General features: G+C 67.7%; 13 protein-coding genes. 10 read left to right on the top strand and 3 right to left on the bottom strand.

Features of this window, described 5'->3' with window-relative positions; genetic code table 11:
• The first annotated feature begins 74 nt into the window (after positions 1-74).
• The 4 genes from U1839_RS00245 (at position 75) to U1839_RS00230 (ending at position 6,103) form a co-directional block, all read left to right on the top strand.
• Positions 75-1,346, top strand: a complete 1,272-nt coding sequence (locus tag U1839_RS00245; protein ID WP_332801664.1) for an MFS transporter — start codon at positions 75-77, stop codon at positions 1,344-1,346.
• A gap of 97 nt (positions 1,347-1,443) precedes the next feature.
• Positions 1,444-3,798, top strand: coding sequence for a TonB-dependent receptor (locus U1839_RS00240; protein ID WP_332801663.1), 2,355 nt, complete (start codon positions 1,444-1,446; stop codon positions 3,796-3,798).
• 8 nt (positions 3,799-3,806) lie between these two features.
• Positions 3,807-5,339: a hypothetical protein gene (locus U1839_RS00235; RefSeq protein WP_332801662.1), complete on the top strand. Its 1,533-nt coding sequence runs from the start codon at positions 3,807-3,809 to the stop codon at positions 5,337-5,339.
• Positions 5,336-6,103, top strand: a complete 768-nt coding sequence (locus tag U1839_RS00230; protein WP_332801661.1) for an OmpA family protein — start codon at positions 5,336-5,338, stop codon at positions 6,101-6,103. The genes U1839_RS00235 and U1839_RS00230 overlap by 4 nt, the downstream gene beginning before the upstream one ends.
• Here U1839_RS00230 and U1839_RS00225 read toward each other — a convergent pair.
• Positions 6,084-7,451, bottom strand: a complete 1,368-nt coding sequence (locus U1839_RS00225; protein ID WP_332801660.1) for an MmgE/PrpD family protein — start codon at positions 7,449-7,451, stop codon at positions 6,084-6,086. The genes U1839_RS00230 and U1839_RS00225 overlap by 20 nt on opposite strands.
• A 73-nt stretch (positions 7,452-7,524) precedes the next feature.
• Here U1839_RS00225 and U1839_RS00220 point away from each other — a divergent pair, with 73 nt between their 5' ends.
• On the top strand, positions 7,525-8,790 hold the full coding sequence (locus U1839_RS00220) for an alpha/beta hydrolase family protein (protein WP_332801659.1): 1,266 nt from the start codon (positions 7,525-7,527) through the stop codon (positions 8,788-8,790).
• 950 nt (positions 8,791-9,740) lie between these two features.
• Here the strand turns inward: U1839_RS00220 and U1839_RS00215 are convergent.
• Together U1839_RS00215 and U1839_RS00210 are read right to left on the bottom strand one after the other, a co-directional pair.
• Positions 9,741-10,709 (bottom strand): alpha/beta hydrolase, encoded by a 969-nt coding sequence (locus U1839_RS00215; protein WP_332801658.1) that lies wholly within the window; start codon positions 10,707-10,709, stop codon positions 9,741-9,743.
• A gap of 69 nt (positions 10,710-10,778) precedes the next feature.
• Complete coding sequence (locus tag U1839_RS00210; RefSeq protein WP_332801657.1) at positions 10,779-11,780, bottom strand: LacI family DNA-binding transcriptional regulator; 1,002 nt, start codon at positions 11,778-11,780, stop codon at positions 10,779-10,781.
• A 76-nt stretch (positions 11,781-11,856) separates the two neighbouring features.
• Here U1839_RS00210 and U1839_RS00205 point away from each other — a divergent pair, with 76 nt between their 5' ends.
• From U1839_RS00205 to U1839_RS00185, 5 genes are all read left to right on the top strand, one after another.
• Positions 11,857-13,035, top strand: coding sequence for a cytochrome P450 (locus U1839_RS00205; protein ID WP_332801656.1), 1,179 nt, complete (start codon positions 11,857-11,859; stop codon positions 13,033-13,035).
• A complete protein-coding gene (locus U1839_RS00200) occupies positions 13,032-14,153 on the top strand; it encodes a CapA family protein (protein WP_332801655.1) in 1,122 nt (373 codons plus the stop codon). The genes U1839_RS00205 and U1839_RS00200 overlap by 4 nt, the downstream gene beginning before the upstream one ends.
• On the top strand, positions 14,150-15,178 hold the full coding sequence (locus tag U1839_RS00195; RefSeq protein WP_332801654.1) for a hypothetical protein: 1,029 nt from the start codon (positions 14,150-14,152) through the stop codon (positions 15,176-15,178). Before U1839_RS00200 ends, U1839_RS00195 begins: the two co-directional genes overlap by 4 nt.
• A 67-nt stretch (positions 15,179-15,245) precedes the next feature.
• The gene (locus U1839_RS00190) at positions 15,246-17,924 is read left to right on the top strand and encodes a TonB-dependent receptor plug domain-containing protein (RefSeq protein ID WP_332801653.1); all 2,679 of its coding nucleotides are present in this window, start codon (positions 15,246-15,248) and stop codon (positions 17,922-17,924) included.
• Complete coding sequence (locus U1839_RS00185) at positions 17,924-19,465, top strand: tannase/feruloyl esterase family alpha/beta hydrolase (protein ID WP_332801652.1); 1,542 nt, start codon at positions 17,924-17,926, stop codon at positions 19,463-19,465. The genes U1839_RS00190 and U1839_RS00185 overlap by 1 nt, the downstream gene beginning before the upstream one ends.
• Positions 19,466-19,592 lie beyond the last annotated feature (127 nt).

Here is a 19,592-nt window from a genome sequence, read left to right as displayed (position 1 = left end):
ACCGGATTGTTCACAATCTCGTTGACAGGATTTTCGCGGGATGGCTAGCCTGTCGGCGACGTCGCGGCGAGAGGATGACAATGAACGTTGCGGCGCGAACCTATCGCAAGGTCATGCGGCGCGTGGTGCTGGTCCTGGCCGGACTGATCGTGCTGAGCTCGATCGACCGCGTGAATGTCAGCTTCGCCGCGATCCGCATGAACGCCGATATCGGGCTCGATGCGAAGGGCTATGGCCTCGGCGCGAGCCTGTTCTTCGTCGGTTACCTGCTGTGCCAGATCCCCAGTGCGGCGCTGTTGCGGCGGATCGGCGCGCGGCGCTGGATCGCGATCAGCGTCGGCGGCTGGGGCCTGACGGCGGTGGCGATGGCGTTCGTCACCGTGCCGTGGGAATTCTTCGCCCTGCGTATCCTGCTCGGCGCGTTCGAAAGCGGCTTCGCGCCGGGCGTCGTCTGGTATGTCAGCCAGTGGCTGCCGGCCGAATATCGCACGCGCTCGATCGGCCTTACGCTGCTGGCGATCCCGCTGTCGGTGATGATCGGGGGGCCGCTGTGCGGGGCGCTGCTCAAGCTCGACCTTGGCATCTTGTCGGGCTGGCGGCTGATGTTCCTGGTCGAGGGCGGGGTCACCGTCATCGCCGGGCTGGTCGCGCTCCGCTGGTTCGTCGACGCGCCGCACCAGGCACGCTGGCTCGACGATGACGAGCGCGCCTGGATCGCCGGCAACAATGCGCCCCTGCGCGCCGACGCCAAGGGCGCGGAGCCGCGCACCAATCTGCGCGACCCGGTGCTGTGGTATGCTGCGGCGATCTGGTTCGCGCTGATCACCGGCGCGAGTGCGATCATCTTCTGGCTCCCGCTGGCGATCAAGATGACCGGCGAGAACGACCCGCTCGTCATCGGCATATTGAGCGCGCTGCCCTGGGTCGCGATCGGCGCGGGCATGTGGCTCAACGCGCGCCATTCGGACAGGACCGGGGAGCGCTTCGGGCACGTCGCCTTCCCCGCGATGCTCGCCGCGCTGGGCGTCGGCGGGGCGGCGCTGGTCGGTGGTGGCGCGCCGGCACTGGCATTGCTGGTGGTGGGTGGCTTCGGGCTCGGAGGTGCACAGTCGGTCTTCTGGAGCCTGCCGACGCGGTACCTGTCGCAGGTCACGCCGCAATCGATCGCGCTGATCAACCTGTGCGGCAATCTCGGCAGCGCCATCGCGCCGGCGGCGATCGGCTGGGCGATAGCGCGCATGTCGCTGACCGCGCCGATCCTGATTCTTGCCGCGCTGCTGGCGGCGGGCGCGCTGCTGGTGTTGCCGTTGCGCACCACCGCGATCCTTCGCTCACAGGATCGCTGACCAGATTGTTGACAATATTTGTACTGCGTTATAGCGATTTTAGCCGAAGCAGCAGACTTCAGGTGCTTGGGGCGCCGCAACGCAGTGGGAGGATGGCATGAAGGTTTCCGGTAAGAAGATGCGCGATGGCCTGGCCGGACGCGCGTCGATCATCGCGGTCGCGGCGGCAATGATGATCGCCCCTGGCGTCGCACAGGCGCAGGACATCGCCCGGGCACCTGCCAGTCCCCCGGCGGCGGCAACCGACGAAGCCGGCGTTCCCGAGATCGTCGTGACGGCGCAGCGCCGCTCGGAAAAGCTGCAGGACACGCCGCTGTCGATCACCGCGCTGTCATCCTCGGCATTGCAGGCGCGCGGCATCGACAATCTCGCCGATGTCAGCAATTTCGCGCCCAACCTCGAACTCCACCCGACCAACCGCCCGGCGGGCGGCGGCTCGGCCTTTGCCGGCTATATCCGCGGCGTCGGCACGGGCGACTTCCAGTTCCCGACCGACCCCGGCATCGGCCTCTATGTCGACGACGTCTATATCGCGCGCTCGGTCGGCGGCCTGCTCAGCCTCGACGACATTTCGCGCGTCGAAGTGCTCAAGGGGCCGCAGGGCACGCTCTACGGCCGCAACACGATCGGCGGCGCGATCAACGTCGTGACCGCCGAGCCGCTCACCACCGGCGCGGCGACCGGCAATGTCCATGGCCGCTTCGGCAGCTATGGCCGCGCCGATGCGGGCGCGACGATCAATGGCCCGCTGATCGACGGGCTGCTCGGCGCCAAGCTGTCGGTCAGCTATGTCTCGAACACGGGCTTTGGCCGGCGGCTGACCGACGGGGCGCATTATGCCAGCGAGAATCGCCTGATCGTGCGCGGCGGCATCAAGCTCGACAGCGGCGGCGGCGTCTCGCTCAAGATCAACGGCGACTATACCCGCCAGCGCCAGCTGCCGCCTTCCGGCTATCTCCTCGCTTTCGTGCCGGCCGGCTCGACGGTGGCGAAGATCGCTCGCTACAACCAGTTTGCCGCGCCCTATGAAAACGCCCTGCTCGGCCTGCCCGCGGGCACGGTCTATGACGGGCGCTTCGTCTCGCCCGGTCCCTATCGCATCTATTCGCAAGGCGCGCAGCAGGACGATTCCAACATCGGCGGCGTCTCGGCGATCCTGTCGATCGACCTTGCCGACAATGTCGCGCTGAAGTCGATCTCGGCGTGGCGGACGATCGACGCGACGATCAACGTCGATGGCGACCAGACCCCCTATCCGCTGCAGCAATCGCTGACCAAGCTGCACGACAACCAATATAGCGAGGAGCTGCAGCTCGGCGGCACGCTGTTCGGCGACCGGCTGAACTTCCTGGTCGGCGCCTATGTGTTCCGTGAAAAGGGCAATTCGTCGGTCTTCACGCGCTCGTTCGAGGGCATTTACGAGGCGCTGATCGCCGCCGGCCAGGTGCCGACCGTGGCCGATGTCGGCAACACCTTCACCACCTTCGGCATGACCGCCGACAGCTATGCCTTCTTCACCCAGGAATCGCTCAAGCTGACCGATACGCTGACGCTGACCGCCGGCGGTCGCTTCAACCATGATCGCAAGCTCTACAGCACCTCGGTAATCCGCCCGCAGAACGGCGCGACGGTGGTGCCGCTGTCGAGCGCGGTGGCGAGCTGGGATTCGTTCACGCCGAAGGTCGGCATCGACTGGAAGCCGACGCCCGACACGCTGCTTTATGCGAGCTGGTCGAAGGGTTTCAAATCGGGCGGCTTCGGTGCCTCGACCGTCGCCTCGACGCCGACGCCGCGCTACGATCCCGAGCGGCTGACCAGCTATGAGATCGGCGCCAAGACGGCGTGGTTCGACCATCGCCTGACGCTCAACCTCGCCGGTTTCTACAGCCAGTATCGCAACATCCAGCTAACCGTGCAGGGCGTCGATCCGATCACCAACGCCAATATCCGCACGACGCAGAATGCCGGCGGCGCCAACATCAAGGGCTTCGAGATTGAGGCCGCTGCGACCCCGATGCGGGGGCTGAACTTCAATCTCGGCGTCGGTTATGTCGACGCCAAGTTCAACAGCCTGACCGCCGCCGCGATCGCCAGCGGCTTCACGCTGGGCAGCCGGGTGCCGCAAATCCCCGACTGGTCGATCAACACCGGTGCCGAATATCGTTTCCAGGCCGCCGGCGACTGGTCGCTACGCGGCGACCTGAGCTACAAGGGCGCACAGTTCCTCACCCCGGCGGACGCCACCTCGTACCAGAAGCAATATGCCCTGCTCGGCGCGCGCATCGCCTACAAGCCGGTATGGGCGCATGGCATCGAATTGTCGGTCGAAGGCACCAACCTGACCAACAACAACCATGCCTATTACAAGGGCACGCTGGCGCCAACGGGTGAATATGTCGCGATCCCGGGCGCGCCGCGCGAAGTCTACGGATCGATCCGCTTTTCCTTCTAAGGGGGCCCATGACCGGACGAAAGCACATGTTAAGGCGTTCGTCCGGTCGTGCGGCAGTTTTCATCGCCGCGATCGGCCTGTTCGGCATCGGCGTGGCAACGGCGGGCGACGCCGACAAGCGCGACCATTGGTGGCAGCCGGGCGAGGGCCGGACTTTCCCGGCGACACTCGACTATCCCGACCCGAGCGGCACGGTGCGGCTGTTGCTCGACAACGGCCCGCTTGCGACCAGGGGGCACCCGTTCTTCGCCGCGCTCGGCCCCAATGGCCGCGCCTGCGTCACCTGCCACCAGCCGGCCGACGGGATGAGCCTGGCGGTGGCCGATGTGCAGCGGCAATGGGATCGCGCAGGCTATCGCGACCCGCTGTTCGCGGCGAGCGACGGATCCAATTGTCCGAGCCTGCCGCAGGACCAGCGCGCCTCGCACTCGCTGCTGCTCGACCATGGGCTGATCCGCGTCGCGCGGCACTGGCCGCCACAGGACCTGGCGGGCAATCCGATCACGCCCGACTTCACCATCGCGGTGGTGCGCGATCCGACCGGCTGCAACACCGACCCGCGCTGGGGCCTGACCAGCGCCGACCCGCGCATTTCGGTCTATCGCCGCCCGCGCCCGGTCGCCAATTTCAAGTTCATCGAGGCGATGGGGTTCGCCTATGATCCCAAGGCCGGCATGCCGCTGTCGCTCGATCCCGAGACGGGCAAGCCGGTCAGCGGCAATCTGATGGCCGATGGACGCGTGCCGAGCCTGACCGCGCAGATGCGCGATGCCGCGAGCACGCACCTGGCCTTTGCGAACAAGCTCGGTGCCGGCGATATCGCGCGCATCCTCGATTTCGAGCGCCGGCTCTATGTCGCGCAGCAAAGCGACACGACGGGCGGTGCGCTCGACGGCGACGGCGCTTTGGGCGGCCCGCGCACCTTGCAGGTCTCGCCACCGGGCCGGCTCGGCAGCCAGGGCAAACCGGTGTGGAGCGAGTTCGAGGCGTGGGAAAAGACGCCGGCCAGCGAACGCGCCAAATTGCCCGCCGAGGTCGTTGCCTTTCGCGATTCGGTCGCGCGCGGCGCGCATGTCTTTCGCGAGAAGACCTTCCTGATCAGCGATTCGGCCGGGATCAACTCGCCGGTCGGCTTCGGCAATCCGGTCCGCAACAGCTGCGTGTTCTGCCACAATATGAGCTTCATGGGCATGGACGTGGCGCCGGGCCAGGTCGATCTCGGCACGACCAACCAGCCCTTCGCCGACCCGATGCCGTGGCTGCCGCTGTTCCGCATCACCTGCCTCGACAAGCCGCACCCGCATTATGGCCGCACCATCCTGACCAGCGACCCCGGCTTTGCGCTGACCACGGGGCGCTGCGCCGATGTCGGGCGGATCACGCTGCAATCGCTGCGCGGGCTGGCGGCGCGGGCGCCCTATTTCTCCAACGGCAGCGCGAAGGACCTGCGCGGCGTGATCGACTTTTACGAGCGGCGCTATCACATCGGCTATACCGAGCGTGAGAAGCAGGACCTCGTCAACCTGATGCGCGCGCTGTGAAGGCGGCGATCGCCCTGACGCTGCTCGTCGCCAGCGCGGCGCAGGCTGAAGACGCGGTGCACTTCGTCGCCTGCCCGGTCTATCGCGACACCGAGTCGGGCGCCAAGTCGGGCTGCTGGCTGGCCGACGATCCGGCGACGGGGACGCGCTACGACGTCAGTCGTTCGCCGACCAAGCCCGACTGGAACCATGCCGTGCTGGTCGAGGGCAGACCGTCGGCCGATGGTCCGCAAAGCTGCGGCGGCAAACCGCTCGATCCGGTGCGGGTGTCGGTGCTGGCGGCGCCGTGCACGCGCTTCATGCTCGAGTCGGAAGGATATCCGGGTCGTCGCTTTGCCCTGCCGAAGCGCAATGTGCGGCCGCTCTACGAGGAGCGCGCCAGGCCGGCGCGCCCGTTCGCCGTGCGGACGATCACCATCCCGTTCGATTTCGACAGCCAGTTCGTGACCTATCAGCTGAGCGACTATTATCTCGACGCGACGATCAACTATGCGCTCGACGTCCAGCCGGCGCGGATCGTTGTGACGGGTTATGCCGCGAGCCGCCCGACGACGGTCTCGGGGCAAACACTGGCCGAACCGGCGACGCTGGCAAGCGAACGCGCCGAAAAGGTGGCGCAGGCGCTGCGGCTGCGCGGCGTGCCGGCGGAGCGCATCACCGTCGCGGTCGGGCCCGACGGTAGCAGCGACGACGAGGCGTTCGACGGTCTCGTCGAACCGTCGCGGCGCCGGGTCGAGGTACGGATCAGTCCAGCAGGGTCGTAGCGCTGGCGTCGAGATCGCCGGTCAGGATGCGTGACGCGAGGATATGCGCGGCATGGGCATCAAGCGGCAGCTCGGCACGCGCGGCACAGGCGACGAACTTGGCGACGAGGTCGGCGTCCGACATCGGCTGCCCGGTATCGCCGCGCGCCTGATCGACGATCAGCTCGTGGCGCCGCCCGTCCGCCATGGTCAGCACGACCCCGCCGGCGGCGGCATGGGCGCGGGTCCAGTCGGGGTGGCGCCGCGGGACGATCTTTTCGGCGAGTGCCAGCACCAACGGATCGGCACGTGCCGCCTCCGAGAAGGAATCGAGATCAACCGCGCCATGGACCAGCGCGCTCGCCAGCGTGAAGGGGATGCTGAACTTCGCGTCGATCGCGGTCAGCGGTGCGATCTTGGTGGCGCGCGGAGCGACAAGCATTTCCTGCACCGGGCCGATGATTACCTCGATCGAGGCGATCATCCCAGGCTCGATCGCGCAGCGCTGCCGGAGCGCCAGCCCGGCCTGGATATAGGCATGCGTCCCGCGACAGCTCGGCCAGGGCTTGAAGCTCACCCGGTCGCCGTAAAAGATCCGGCCGAGATCGTCGCGCAGCGGCGCTTCGTCATAAGCACCAGCGTGGACGGCGAAGAAACCACCCTCCCCCTCCAGCGGCGCGGCGAAACCGCGCACGCCGCTTCGCGCGAGCAGCGCGCCGGCCACCGCGGCGCGCGCGGCGAAGGCCTCGCGGATCGCGCGGACATGCGACGATGCGTCATATTTGATCGCGGCGGGGAAGGTCACCTGGCACCAAGCGAGGCCGATCGCATCAGCGGTTTGCCGCGCATCGAGGCCAAGCAGATGCGCGCAGCCCGCCGCCGCGCCGAGCGTGCCGATCAGCGGCGGCGGATACCAGCCGCGCGCTTCCATCGGCGCGACCGGCGTGTGCGACAGCCGGCAGGTGAGGTCGCTGCCCAGCGCCATCGCCGATATCAACCGCCGCCGGTCGATCGACGGATCGGCATCGCATAGCGCGAGCAAGGCCGGGACGAGCGCGGCACCGGGATGCGCCGGGCCGGCGTCATAGGTGTCGCCAAAGTCGACCGCGTGCGCCAGCGCGCCATTGGCGAAGGCGGCGCTCTGGACGGGCACGCGAAGATCGCCGCCGAGCAGGCGTGCCGGCCCCGCCCCCGCCTCGCTCGCGGCGAGCGTGCGGAACGGCCGGGCTTCGTCGCTGAGGCCGCTTGCCGCGAGCATCACGCCCAGCGCATCGAGCAGCGCGCGGCGCGTGGCATGGCTGCTAGCCTCGGGCAGGCGTTCCGGCGCGAAGCCGGCGATGTGCGCCGCAATGGATTCCGACAGAGCCATCCCGTTCCCGTTTGCAAGCGCTTTCATGGCGGTATATCGCTATGCCATATATCTGTCGACCCGGGAGAGAGACATGCGCCGACCCGTCATTGCCATGGTGATTGCGGCGCTGCTCGGCGCCGCCGCGCCCGGCACGCCCGAGACCGTGGCGACGCTACCCGATGGCGCACAGTGGAAGGCGACGGTGCCGGCCAACTGGAACGGGACGTTGCTGCTGTGGAGCCACGGCTATGCCCCAACCCTGCCGGCGGCGGAGGATGCGCCGGCTCGGCAGCGCGACGCCTTGCTCGCGGCGGGCTATGCGCTTGCCGGCTCGAGCTATGCCGATGCCGGCTGGGCGCTCGAATCCGCCGTGCCCGATCAGCTCGCGACGATCGATGCCTTTGCCGCGCGCTACGGCAAGCCGAAGCGCGTGATCGCCTGGGGCATGTCGATGGGTGGGCTGGTCACCGCCGCGCTGGTCGAGCGGGCGCCGCGCCGGGTCGATGGCGGGCTGGCGATGTGCGCGTCGATCGGCGGCGCGGTCGGCATGATGAACATGGCGCTCGACGGCGCCTATGCCTTCCGCACCCTGCTCGCGCCGTCGTCGGAAATTCGCCTGACGGGCGTCGACGACGACCGGATTAATGCGCGGCGCGTCGCCGACGCGCTGGCCGAGGCGCAGCGCTCACCCGCCGGCCGCGCGCGCGTCGCGCTGGCGGCGGTGCTCGCCGGGCTGCCGGGCTGGACGACGCCGGGCACGCCCGCGCCGGCCGAGACCGACGATGCCGCGCAGCAGGCCGAGATGGCGAAGACCTTCGTCATGGGGGTGTTCCTGCCGCGCGTCGACCAGGAGCGGCGCGGCGGCGGCGTCTTCTCGTGGAACAGTGGCGTCGATTATCGCCGGCAACTCGCATTGTCCGGGCGGACCGCGATGGTGCGCGCCCTATACCGTGACGCCGGGATCGATCTCGACGCCGATCTCGCGACGCTCAATGCCGGTCAACGCATCGCCGCCGCACCTGGGGCTGTGCGCTACATGACGGCGCACTACACGCCCAACGCTCGGCCACTCGCGCCGCTGCTGGCGGTGCAGAATATCGGCGACGGGCTGACCTCCGCCTCGCTCCAACAGGCCTATCTCGATGCCGCGGCAACACGCGCGCCGGACCGCACCGCCGGCCTGTGGGTCGCGGGCGCCGGGCATTGCACCTTCGACACGCCGACCGTGCTGGCGTCGATCGGCCATCTCGTGGCGAAACTCGACAGCGGTCGCTGGCCGGGGCGGCCGGCCGGCTTCGTCGCCTACACCCCGCCGCCGATGCTGCGACCGTGCGTGCGCGGCGGGGCGTGTCGCTGAAGACGCAGCGCGGCGCGCGACTGGCGGGTGGTGGATCGGACGATGGGAAAGAGCGGGAGCGGGAGATTCTGGCGCGGTTTCTAGCATGGTGGCGGGCAGGTTGAATCAACGCCTGTTCGCGCCTGCTGTGCGTGCCGGGCGCAACTATTGCGCAAGTCGCTGGGGCGCAGCGGGGCAAGTATAAGGGGTATTTTGCGAGGCGATGGGGTAGCGTTTTCGGGGTGGTTGGCGCGCTGACCGGGGCAGTAACAGCGATTATGAGCGACCACATTCCAACATCGCGTACTGCGCGCGGTCCGGGACCGCCGCGTCGATGCGGGATATGAAAACTCGGTGATTACTTGCGCATTATGCGAATAGCCTGAACTGTTCAGTGGCTTCACTGGCACCCGGCAGCGGTGAAGCGGGTCGATCTCCAACATGGTGCCGTCGTCGAGCGTGGCCCGCTCAACCGCGCGGCGCGGTATGGCTGCGAGCCGCGTCTTCCCGGCCCGAACGCCGATTTCGCTGGTGGTGCGTGCTGTCATGCCTGCGAGCATATCGTGGGCGAGGTTTGGGTTGAATCATGTCCAATCGCCGCCGGCAAGGCACACTCCAGTCCCTCCCCTTCAGGGCTATCCCATTCACATATTACGCGAGATGCCAACGAAATCCTTCTCCCCTTGTGGGCGTTTTGGCGCGTGACGGGTCGAAATGCTCCCCCGGAGCATTTCTCAATCATGCCGGGGGCATGATTGACCCGGCACGCGACAAAACGGGTGGCGCGAAGCGCCGGATGAGGGGGAGTCGCGAACGCGATGTCCGCGTCAGTCCCCCTCACCCTTCCCATCGCTTCGCGATGGGCCCCTTCCCTCTCCCACAAGGGGAGAGGGAGAATACATCGCTCCAATTTGTGAATGCGACAGCCCTGATCGGGAGGGGTTTATCGGCGCCGACCGCGAGAAGCGGTGTCAGTCGATCTTCTTGCGGGTGATCGTCCACTCGCTGTCGGTGCAGAGGCGACACTGCGGGCCGGTGAACCATGGCGCCGCGCCGGGCTTGTGCAGCAATTGCCAGTCGAGCCAGGCGGTCACGACCTGTGCCTCGTCGCCGCCATTGGGCTGGGCGAAGGTGCCGCCATGGCGCACGGGGTGGTCGGCGAGGAACACCGGGACATGGTCGATGCGCGCGACGTCATCAGTGCCGTTGGGATAGGCAATGTCGAGCGGCCCGCCAAGGACGTAGAGCACCGGGGTGTGCAGCGTTTTGAGCAAGGCCTTGTCGACTTTCAGGCCAGCGATCGGGTTGCTGCCATCGGCGAACACGCCGCTGTGCATCACCATCACCGCCTTGATGCGCGGGTCGCCGGCGAGTTGCAGCGCCTGCAGCCCGCCACAGCTGTGCCCGGCGACCGCGACGCGCGACAGGTCGAGCCGGCCGCGCAAAGCGCCGCCCTTTCGTGCATTCGCCGCCATCGCCTGATCCAGGCCGCGCCGGATATCGTCGCTGGTCGTCCGCACCGCCAGGGCCGGCGCGCCGGGTGGCGGCGGCGGCGCGGGTGTGGCGCCCGGCCCCGACAGCAGCGCGCCGGGCGCGACGGCAAGATAACCGTGCGAGGCGATCTCAGACAGGAACAGCCGGGCGCTGGCGCCGTCGTCGGAACAGCCGCCATTGCCCCACAGGAGCACGGGCAATTTGCGCGCGCCGAGCGCAGCGAGGTTGGCGGGGCGGTAGACGACATGGCCGGGGAAGTCGGCATCGAGCGTCTTGATCGCGGGATAGGGGCCCGATCCCGGCGTGTCGGGCATCTTGGCAAAGGCGATACGCTGCGCGGCGCCGTCAGCGCGCATCTGCGCGTCGAGGTCCGGCTTGACCTGCGCAGCGGCGATCCCCGCCACACACAATGCCGCGATACCGACCGCTGCCGCCCACTTCGCCATCACCGCTCTCCATATTGTTATGAAACAATACTAAAGTGCCGGCGCGGCTTTATGCAAGCCCTTTCATTTTCACGCGCTCTCGCGCGCGATGATGCGGAAACCGACGTCGATGCGCCGCTCCGAGAGCGTCTCGCCGGCGGACAGCGTGCGCAGCACGCGGATCATTTCGCGCGCGACGCGCGCGCCATCGACATCGACCGAGGTGATGGTCGGGCGCATGTCGCCCGCCATGCGCAAATTGCCGAAGCCGGTGACGGCGATCTGATCGGGCACGCGCATCCCCGCTGCCTGTGCCTCGACGATGAACCCCTGCGCGATCCAGTCCGATCCGCACACCACCACGTCGGGCAAGTGCGGCAGGTCGGCCAGCGCGCGATAGCTCAGCCGGCCCTGGCCGAAATGGCTCGGCACATTGACCTCCATCCGCGTCGGCTCGGGGCCGCCCTCCTGCATCCAGCGCGTCGCGAAGCTGCTCGCGCGCCGCTCAGACCGCGGCGAGCGCGGCACGACGAGATGCGGCCGGCGATAGCCCCGCGCACGCAGGAAATGCGCCATTTCCTCGCCGGCCGCGCGATGCGAGAAGCCGATCGCCACGTCGATCGGATCCTCGGGCAGGCCCCAGGTCTCGATCACCGTCACCGGATGGGCGCGGAGGCGGGCGCGCGTCGCCTCGTCGGTCACCACGCCGGTCAGGATGATCGCGTCGACCCGGCGCGACAGGGCGGCATTGATTTGCGAAATCAACCTGGTGTTGTCGGCGCCGGTAAGCGCGAGCATCACGCTGTTGCCGGCGGCCGAGAGTTCCTCGATCATCGCCTCGACCGTGTCATTGAAGATCGACTGGGCGATTTCGGGGACGAGCGCCGCGATCAGCCGCGAGCGATTGCCCGCCAGCGTGCCGGCGGTAAGATTGGGCAGATAGCCGGTTTCGACGATCGCCGCGCGGATGCGGTCGGCGGTCTTGGCGGCGACGACCTCCGGACTGTTGAGGAAACGCGACACGGTTGCCGGCGACACCCCGGCGAGCGTCGCGACGTCATCCAGCGTCGGTGCCTTGGCCACCCCGTTCATCCGACCACTATGCGCAAAGCACCCGTCAAAGGAAAGCGTCTTGCAAGCGCTTTCATTTCGCGCTAGCAAGATTGCTATGTTGCATGACTTTAACCCCCTCGCGCCCGAAACCTTCGACAGCGCGAACGCCGAATATGGCCGCTTGCGATCGACCTGCCCGGTCGCGCACAGCGATGCCTGGGGCGGTTTCTGGGCGTTGATGAAGCATGACGATGTCGCGGCCGCTGCCGCCGACTGGGAAACCTTCATCACCTCGCAACAGAATGTCATTCCCAAGGTCGCCTTTACCGGACGGCGCCCGCCGCTGCATCTCGACCCGCCTGAGCACACGCCCTATCGCCGCGCGCTGGCGCCGCTGTTGTCGCCGAAGCGCATCGATCGCCTCGAACCCGTCATCCGCCAGATCTGCCGCGATCTGCTGACCAGGATGGTGGCGGCCGGTGGGGGCGACATCTGTGCGGATTATTCCGCGCACATGCCGATCGCGGTCTTCGCCCATTGGATGAACCTGCCGGCGGACGCGATCACGGCGCTGACCGAGGTCGGGCGGCGCTACAACATCGCGGTGCAGTCGAACGACGTCGAATCGACCAAGGAAACCAGCCTGCTGCTTTATGCGATGGCGCGCGATGTGGTGCGCGACCGGCGCGAGAATCCGCTGCCGGTCGACGAGGACGCGACGAGCGCGCTGCTCGCGGTGCGGGTCGATGGCGAGCCGCTGCCCGAGGAAATGATCATCGGCACGATCCGCCAGGTACTGGTCGTCGGGCTGATCGCGCCGACCGTGATGATCGGCTCGATCGCGGTGCATCTGGCACGCGACCGCGAGCTGCAGCGCACGCTGCGCGACGATCCGTCGCTGGTCCCCGCCGCGGTCGATGAATTCCTGCGGCTCTACACGCCCTATCGCGGCTTTGCGCGGACCGCGGTGCGCGACGTGACGATTCGCGGGCGCACAATCCCGGCGGGCGAGCCGATCGCGCTGGTCTATGCCTCGGCGAACCGCGACGCCGATGTATTCGAAGACCCCGACAGCTTCCGCATCGACCGGCCGAACATGAAAGATTCGCTCGCCTTCGGGCGCGGGCCGCACATGTGCGTTGGCGCGGCGCTGGGCCGGATCGAGCTGATCGTCGCGGTCGAAGAACTGCTTGCGGCGACGCAGGGCTTTGCGCTGACCGCCGAGCCGACGCCGACGCGTTTCCCCGAAATCGGCGCGCTCAGCGTACCCGTGGCGTTCGAGACCGCGGCATGACCGGGGTGATCCTCGCGACGGGCGATCTCGCGATGGATCGCGAGCATTATGACGAAAGCTTCGTCGCGACCGCCGACACGCTGCGCGCCGCCGATATCGTGTTCGGCCAGCTCGAAACGAGTTTCGCCGAACGCGGCACGCGCCTGCCCCAGGCACGCCACGCCGTGCTCGCCCGCCCGGACGGCGCCGCCGCGCTCGGTCGCGCCGGGTTCGACCTGATCTCGATGGCCGGCAACCATGTGCTCGACTGGGGCAATGAGGCGTTTTTCGAAACGCGCGCCAATCTCGAGGCGGCGGGGATGAAGGTGGTCGGTGCCGGCGCCAACATCGCCGAGGCGCGGCGGCCGGTGCGCTTCACCATGGCCGACGGGACGACCGTCGCCTTTCTCGCTTATTCGAGCATTCTGCCGCACAGCTATTGGGCCGACGAGCGCCGTCCGGGCTGCGCGCCGATGCGCGCCTTCACCTTTTACGAGCAGATCGAGCACGACCAGCCCGGCACGCCGGCGCGAATCCACAGTTATCCGCATCGCGAGGATCTCGCGGCGATGGAGGCCGACATCCGCGCCGCCAAGGCGGAGAACGACGTGGTGATCGTGTCGCATCACTGGGGCATCCACTTCGTCCGCGCCACGATCGCCGATTATCAGCGCGACGTGGCACGGGCGACGATCGCCGCCGGCGCCGACGCAATTCTCGGCGGCCATGCGCATATCCTGAAAGGCTGCGAGCTGATCGACGGCAAGCCGGTCTTCTACTCGTTGTGCAATTTCGCCACCGACCTGCGCATGGACGCGGCGCACGCCGCGTCGAAAAGCTTCAACGAGATCCGCGTTCTCGCCGAGGAATGGGAACCCGATTTCGAGAGCCTCTACAATTTCCCCAAGACCGCGCGCCTGTCGATGGTCGCGCGGCTGGAAGTGGCCGGCGGGAAGCTGGTCCGGGCGGGTTTCCTGCCGCTTTTTATCGACCGCGACGCGGTGCCCCGTTTCGTGGCGCGCGGCAGCGAGCAGCATGCCGCGGTGGTCGACTATATGGCGGCGATCACCGAGGAGGCAGGCCTCAACGCGCGCTACCGCGTCGCTGACGGCATGGTCGAGCTGGCGGCTGCGGCATGAGTGCCCGGCGCGCCTTGCCGCTGGAAGCCTATGTCTTCCTCTATTTCCTGTTCTACCTGCCCAATGTCATCATCACCAAGCTGGTGACGAGCCTGCCGCACGGCGCGCTGGGACGGCCGCTGACGGGCCTCGAGACGCTCCCGGCGACGCTGATCATCAATACGCTGCTGACCTATCTGTTCATCTGGTGGTCCGGCTGGCACCGCGATGCGCATGGGGTAAAGATCCTCGACCTGCGCGTGCCGGTGCCGACGCGTTATACCCTGCTGTCGGGGATCGGCACGGCGCTGATCGTCTTCACCGTGCCGCTGTCCTTCACCTTCAAGGGCGTCAGCATCCCGTTCATCCAGCTGCTGATGCGCGGCGACATCCTGATCATCGCGCCGCTCGTCGACCTGATGTTCGGCCGGCGCGTGCGCTGGTGGAGCTGGGCCGCGCTGGCGATGGTCGCGGTCGCGCTGCTCGTCACGCTCAGTGCGCGCGGCGGCCTCGATCTGCCGCCGCTCGCGCTGCTGACGGTGATACTCTACACTTTGGGATATTTCCTGCGGCTGACGATCATGACGCGCGTCGCCAAGAATGGCGATCCGCTGTCGGTACGGCGTTATTTCGTCGAGGAAAAGATCTTCGCGCTGCCGGCCTCGGTGGCGATCCTCGCGATCATCTCGGCCGCCGGCTTTGGGAGCCAGGCCGGCGAGCTGTCGTTCGGCTTTATCGGCATCTGGAGCGATCCCGCGATCGTGTGGCTCGGCGTCATCGCGCTGACGCTGACGGTCGTGTCGATCTTCTCGGTGATCATCCTGCTCGACGCCCGTGAGAATGCCTATTGCGTGCCGCTCGAGCGCGCATCGAGCCTGCTCGCCGGGGTCGCCGCCGCGCTGATCCTCGCCTGGCTGTGGGGCCTCAAGGCGCCGACGCCGGCCGAGCTCGTCGGTGCCGCCATTCTGACCGGCGCGATCGTGCTGCTGTCGCTCGCGCCGCGCTGGAAACCAACCGTCACTGCCGCACGCGCCGAGGCGCCCTGACGCAATCGCATACGCGCTACGGCCCGGCAGAGGCACGCGCGGCACCAATCAAGGAGAGGGGAAGACCATGACCACCATATTCGCCACATCGCCCGACCGTCGCATCGCCACGCTCGCCTCCAGGGCGGCGCTCGGTGCGCTCGCCATTGCGCTGGCCACACCGGCCTGGGCGCAGACGACCAAGCCGGCCGACCAGCCCGCTACAGATCCGGCAGCCGCGTCGAGCGACGCGGCGCCCAACGAGGTGATCGTCACCGGCAGCCGCATCCGCGGCGTGCGCGCGGTCGGCTCCAACATCATCGCGGTCGACCAGGCGAAGATCGCCGAGGAGCCCGTCACCTCGACCGCCGATCTGCTGCGCCGCGTGCCGCAGGTTGTCTCGCTGGGCGCCAACCGCAATGGCGGATCGGCACAGAACGGCGCGGCGAACGCCACGCGCGGTGCGGGCATCAACCTGCGCGGCATCAGCACCAACGCCACGCTGCTGCTCTATGACGGCAAGCGCATGCCGCCACAGGGCACGCAGGGCCAATATACCGACCCCTCGGTGCTGCCGTCGATCGCGCTCGGCCGGGTCGAAGTCGTCGCCGACGGCGCCTCGGCGATCTACGGCTCGGACGCCATTGCCGGCGTCGTCAACTTCATCCTGCGCAAGGATTTCAACGGCGCCGAGTTCCGCGCCCGCTCGGGCTTCACCACCAATGGCGGTTATGACGAGCAGCAGGTGTCGGGCATTGTCGGGCACAAATGGGATGGCGGATCGGCGATGCTTTCCGCCGAATATACCCGCAACTCGGCGCTGCGCGGTTACGACCTGCCCTGGTACCAGGACGACAATCGCTATCGCGGCGGCCGCGACCTGCGCACGACCAACTGCAACCCCGGCACGATCACCGCGGGCGGCAACAGCTATGCCATCCCGGCCGGCGGGGTGACCGCGGCCAATGTCGGCACGCTCGTCGCCGGCACGTCGAACAAATGCTTCTATAACGGGCAGGATTCGGTCATCCCCGAGCAGCAGCGGATCAGCGTGGTCGGTGCGCTGTCGCAGCATATCGGCGACGGGATCCGCCTGTTCGCCGATGGCTTCTATTCGCACCGCAGCGGCATCATCCTCGGCACGTCGGACACCTTCACCGCGACGGTGCGCAGCACCAACCCGTTCTTCGTCTCGCCGGTGCCCGGCGCGACCTCGGAGACGGTGACCTATACCCTGCTCCCCGAGCTGGGCCCCGATCGCAACCCCTATCGTTCCAATTCGTGGAACCTGATGGGGGGCATCGACGCGCGGCTGTTCTCCGACTGGAACGCGACGCTCTATTACGCGCATGGCGAGTCGGATGACGTGGCGGATCGTCGCAAGGGCGTGAACACCGCGGCGCTCAACGCCGCGCTGGCCGACACCAATGCGGCGACCGCGCTCAACGTGTTCGGCGGCGCCAACAATCCCGCGACGCTGGCGAAGATCAACGACAATTATTTCGTCATCGCCGGCGCCACCCGGCTCGACGTCGTCAACCTCCAGCTCAACGGTTCGCTGTTCGAACTGCCGGGCGGCAACGTCAAGGTCGCGGTCGGCGGCGAATATCGCAAGGAATATACCTTCACCGATCTCACCACCGGCAATTCCACGACGCAGGTCCATGTCGCCGATGGCGGCAGCCGCTCCGTCAAGGCGGTGTTCGCCGAATTGTACGTACCGTTCTTCGGCGCGGGCAATGCGCAGCCGGGGCTGGAGGAATTGTCGCTGTCGGTCGCCGGCCGCTATGAGCGCTACAGCGATTTCGGCAGCACGACCAACCCCAAGATCGGCCTGACCTGGCGCCCGATCGACGGCTTCACGCTGCGCGGCAGCTATGGCACGTCGTTCCGCGCGCCGACCTTTACCGAGGTCTCGACCATCGCCGGCGGCGCCGGGCTCTATTACGACACGCTGCCGGGGCCGAGCGGCAACCTGACCGGCATCGGCATTGCCGGCGGCAACCCCGGGTTGAAGCCCGAAACCGCCAAGACCTGGTCGGTCGGCGGCGAGATCAAGCCGGCCTTCATCCCCGGGCTCGTCGCGACGGCGACCTATTTTCACATCAACTATACCAACCAGATTCAGGCGCTGCGCGGCACGGCGGGCTTGCTGACCAACCCGCTCTACGCCTCGTTCGTCAATCTCAGCCCGACGGCGGCGCAGGTCACCGCGCTGGTCACTTCGGGGTTGCCGATCAACAACACGATCAACACCGCGGTGGTGCAGTTCATCGCCGACGGACGGCGGCAGAATCTCGGTAGCTCGCTGGTCGGCGGGATCGATTTCGGGCTGAACTACAACCACCAGTTCGGCAACGTCCGGCTCGACGGCGGCATCAACGGCAGCCTGTTCACCGAGTACAAGTTCCGCGCCGTGCCGGGCGCGGCGCTGACCAATGTGCTCAACACGATCGGCTTCACGCAGAAATTCCGCATGCAGGCCGATCTCGGCGTGGCTTGGGGCGGCCTGCGCACGCGCGCCACGCTCAACCATCTGTCGGGCTACAGCAACAACACCGTGACGCCGGTGCAGCATGTCGCGGCGTACAACACGGTCGACCTGTTCGTCGGCTATGACATCAACCCGCACTTCACGATCTCGCTCGACACGCGCAACCTGTTCAACGTCCAGCCGCCCTTCGTCGACACGACGCGCGGTTACGATCCGCAGTCGGCCAATCCCGTGCCGCGCATCATCTCGGTGACCGCGGGCGTGAAGTTCTGATGCGGCGATCGTCGCTCGCCCTGCTCGCCTCGGCAGCTTTTGCTGCCTGGGCGAGCCCGGCGGCGGCGCAGGACTGCGCCGCGCTGGCCGGCCGCCATGCCGGATCGGTGGTGGTGACCGCCGCCACGCCGGTGGCCGCCGCGTCGGGCTGGGCGCCGAAGACCGACAGTTTCTACAAGCCGCTGCCGATCACCGCGCCGATCTGCCGCGTCGAGGGCATGATCGAGGGCAGTATCGGTTTCGAGCTGTGGCTGCCCGCCGGCGACAGCTGGAACGGGCGTCTGCTCGGCGCGGGGGTCGGCGGCGATGCCGGCGTGTTCAACTATAGCGATATGAGCCGCCGCATCGGCGAAGGCTTCGCCACGGTGACCACCGACAGCGGGCACAAGGCAAGCCAGGCGCACTGGATGATGCAGGCCAAGGCGCGGACCGATTACGAACATCGCGCGGTGCACCTCACCGCGCTGGCGGCCAAGCGGCTCATAACGCGCTATTACGGCAAGCCCAGCGCGCGGAGCTATTTCCTCGGCTGCTCGGGCGGCGGGCGTCAGGCGCTCAAGGAAATGCAGGTCTATCCGGGCGATTATGACGGCGTGGTCGCCGGCGCGCCGGGGCCCAACATGCCGCTCATCTCGGTGCGGATGATGTGGCTCTCGCTGTTGCAGAAGCACGATCCGCTGGGTGCGTTGAGCGATGCCGACTGGGCGCTGTACGAGCGCGCGACGGTCGCCGACTGCGACGGCCTGGACGGCGTGAAGGACGGCGTGATCGAAAATCCGCGCCGCTGCGGCTTCAAGACCGCGACGTTGCTGTGCCCGCCGGGCCGGGCGAGCGATTGCCTGTCGGCGCCCAAGCTTGCGATGCTGCAACGCATCGTCGGCGCGATGCCCGACGAAAGGGGCCGCGCGATGGACAAGGGGCTGCTCGCCGGAGTGCGGACGCGGCCCGGCCCGCCCTCGCCGCTGCTGCGTGCAATGTGGGGCGATGCCGTGTTTCATGACGCGGAGTGGGACGAAGACAGCTTTCAGCGCAGCCGCGACCTGATGCTGGTCAATCGCGCCATGCCGCAATTGCGCGCCGATTCGGTGGCGGTCGCGCCGTTCATCCGGCGCGGCGGCAAGGCCATCATCTATCAGGGCTGGCAGGACCCGTCGGTCATCGCCGGGCCGACGATCGACTATTATCGCCGCCTCGCCACCGCCAATGGCGGGGAGAAGAAGCTCGCCGAGGCCGTGCGCCTGTTCATGGTGCCCGGCATGTATCATTGCCGCGGCGGCCCCGGCGCCGACACTTTCGGCGGCTCGGGGCAGGCCGCCGCGCCCTCCGACCCGTCGCACGACATTTTGTGGGCGCTGATCGACTGGGTCGAGCATCAGCGCGCGCCGGAGCGTATCGTCGCGACGCGCATCGTCGCGGATCGCCCGCGCTTCACCCGCGCGCTGTGCGCCTTTCCGCAGAGCGCCGTTTATGACGGTTCGGGCAATGCCGACGATGCCGGCTCCTTTACCTGCCGGCGTGATCCGCTGCTGCTAACCAAGTGATCCGCCAGCTGCGCTTGGCACCCTGACGAACCGACCTGCGCACCAACCCGCCGCTCCTGACAAGGTGCGGCGGGTTGGTGCGTGTCATCGCCCGGCACCACCTCCTCGACGAGGAATGTTGCCTAAT

The sequence above is a fragment of the Parasphingomonas halimpatiens genome (assembly GCF_036663795.1).
Classification (GTDB): Bacteria; Pseudomonadota; Alphaproteobacteria; order Sphingomonadales; family Sphingomonadaceae; genus Sphingomonas.
Note: the sequence above shows the minus strand (reverse complement) of the source record. Positions and strands in the feature narration are given on the sequence as shown.